The organism is Streptomyces sp. SID3343 (assembly GCF_009865215.1).
Taxonomy (GTDB): Bacteria; Actinomycetota; Actinomycetes; order Streptomycetales; family Streptomycetaceae; genus Embleya.
Genome location: NZ_WWJX01000477.1, coordinates 1 through 2,199, shown reverse-complemented (window position 1 = coordinate 2,199; position 2,199 = coordinate 1). Strand labels below are relative to the sequence as shown.

The window sequence follows — 2,199 nt, the reverse complement described above, 5'->3', positions numbered from 1 at the left end:
CGCCGGCCGCGGGCCCGGGTACCGCACCCCCGCCGCGCCCGAACGCGGCGCCCACGATCGGCGGCGGCACCACAGTCGATGGAGGGGGAAGGTCATGACGGGTCGTCTGCGTCTGGCCCTGGTCGCGGGCCTCGCGACCGCACTGACGTCGTCCTCGCTGCTTCCGTTGGTCGAGACGGGTGACTGGATCGCCCAAGGAATCGGCGCCATCCTGCTCGTCGCGCTGATCGGCGAGGGCTCACGACGCCTGCGGGTGCCGCGGCCGGTGGTGGGGCTGACCCAGCTCGCCGCACTCGTGCCCTACCTGCTCCTGGTGTGCGTCCCGGACGCGAGCGGCCCGCTCCCGACCCCGAGCAGCGTCAACGCGTTCGTCGACCTGCTCACCGTCGGTGGCCACGACATCCAGGAATTCACCGCGCCCGCGCCGGCCTCGGACGGGATCATCGCGATCCTGCTGTGCGTCATGGGCGGCGTGGCCATCCTGGTCGACCTGATCGCGGTGACCTACGGCCAGGCCGCGCCGGCCGGCCTGCCGCTCCTCGCGCTCTACAGCGTCCCCGCGGCCCTGTCCCGGTCCGGTCTGGGCTGGGTGATCTTCCTGGTCGCCGCCCTCGCCTACGTCCTGCTGCTGCTCGCCGAGGGCCGCGAACGCCTGCTGCGCTGGGGCCGACCACTCCTGCCTCCGCCCCCGCCGGGCTTTCCCCCGATGCGGCAGTACCGCCCACCCGCGCGCGGCGGCGGCCGAATCGGCCTCGCGGCGCTCGCGGTGGCCGTCGCGGTGCCCGCGCTGATCCCGCTCAGCGCCAACCGACTCATCGACGGCCACAAGAGCGGCCCGCAGTCGCACCGACTGACCACCATCAACCCGGTCGTCAAGCTCTCGGACGAACTCAACCGCGCCGAGAACGTCGAACTCCTGCGATACCGCACCGATGCCACCAATCCGGGCTCGATCTATCTGCGGATCTCCTCGCTCGACGACTTCGACGGCCGCAAGTGGCAGCCCTCCGAACGCTCGTTGACCGACGTCCCGCGCCAGTTCCCGACCCCGGCGGGTCTGGAGCCGGAAACCAGGGCCACCACGGTCGTCACCAAGGTCGAGGCCAACGACGCGTACAAGCAGGGCTCGCTGCCGATGCCCTACCCGGCGGTCCAGGTCCAGGTGAAGGGCAACTGGCGTTACGAGCCCGAGGGTCGCCTGCTGCTCGGCGACAACAAGCAGGACACCCGCAACCTCGGCTGGACCGTGACGAGCCTGGACGTGCAGCCGACACCCGCGCAGCTCAGGTCGGCCGGCGCGCCGCCGCCCGAGCTGGGCCCCTATCGCACGGTGAACCTGCCGCCCGATGTCGCCCGGCGGATCCAGGACCAGGCCCTGCGCGTCGGCGGCGCGGGTTCGCAGTACGACCAGGCCCGCCGGCTGGAGGCGTGGTTCGCCCGTTCGAACGAATTCCGCTACGACACCAAGGTGCCGCCGAGCAACGGCGTGAACCCGCTGGAGAACTTCCTCGACCAAAAGATCGGCTACTGCGAGCAGTTCTCGTCGGCGATGGCCGTGATGGCCCGCTCGCTGGGCATCCCCGCCCGGGTTGCGGTCGGCTTCATCCCCGGCAAGTTGCAGCCCGACATGACGTACGCGGTCAGCAGCCACGACGCACACGCGTGGCCCGAGCTGTACTTCGCCGGTTCCGGCTGGATCCGGTTCGAGCCGACTCCCTCGCGCGGCAACTCGCCCTTCTACGCGATGGAGGACGTCGCCCCGACGGCGCCGACCTCGTCGCCCGGCACCGCGGAGAACCTGCCCGAGCGTCGCCCCGAGGCGAGCGCGAGCGCCGCCCCGTCCGCGTCCGCGACGGCCGCACCGGTGGCCGCGGGCGGCTCCGACGGCCCGCTGGTCTCCAAGCGGGTGCTGCTCGTCGGTGTCGCGGTCGTGCTGGGCGTGTTGCTGCTGACGACACCGATGCTGCTGCGCGGACACATCCGCAGGCGCAGGCTCGCGAGCCTGGGCCGAGATGTCTCGGGGGAGCCGGATCCGCACGACTTCGGCGACTCGATCCTCGGCGGCTGGGCCGAGGTGTTGGACACCGCCCACGACCTCGGGCATCCCGTGCCGGACGCGGAGACACCCAGGCAGGCCGCCGAACGCCTCGCCCTCCTGCTGACCGCGGCCGAGGACGAGGCCGCCGACCGGGCCGCGTG

The 2,199-nt window shown here is 72.4% G+C and carries 1 protein-coding gene; it reads left to right on the top strand.

What is annotated here, in order from left to right; genetic code table 11:
• Positions 1-94: 94 nt before the first annotated feature.
• The coding region (locus GT354_RS15340; RefSeq protein ID WP_161356873.1) for a DUF3488 and transglutaminase-like domain-containing protein at positions 95-2,199 on the top strand (2,105 nt) is incomplete at its 3' end.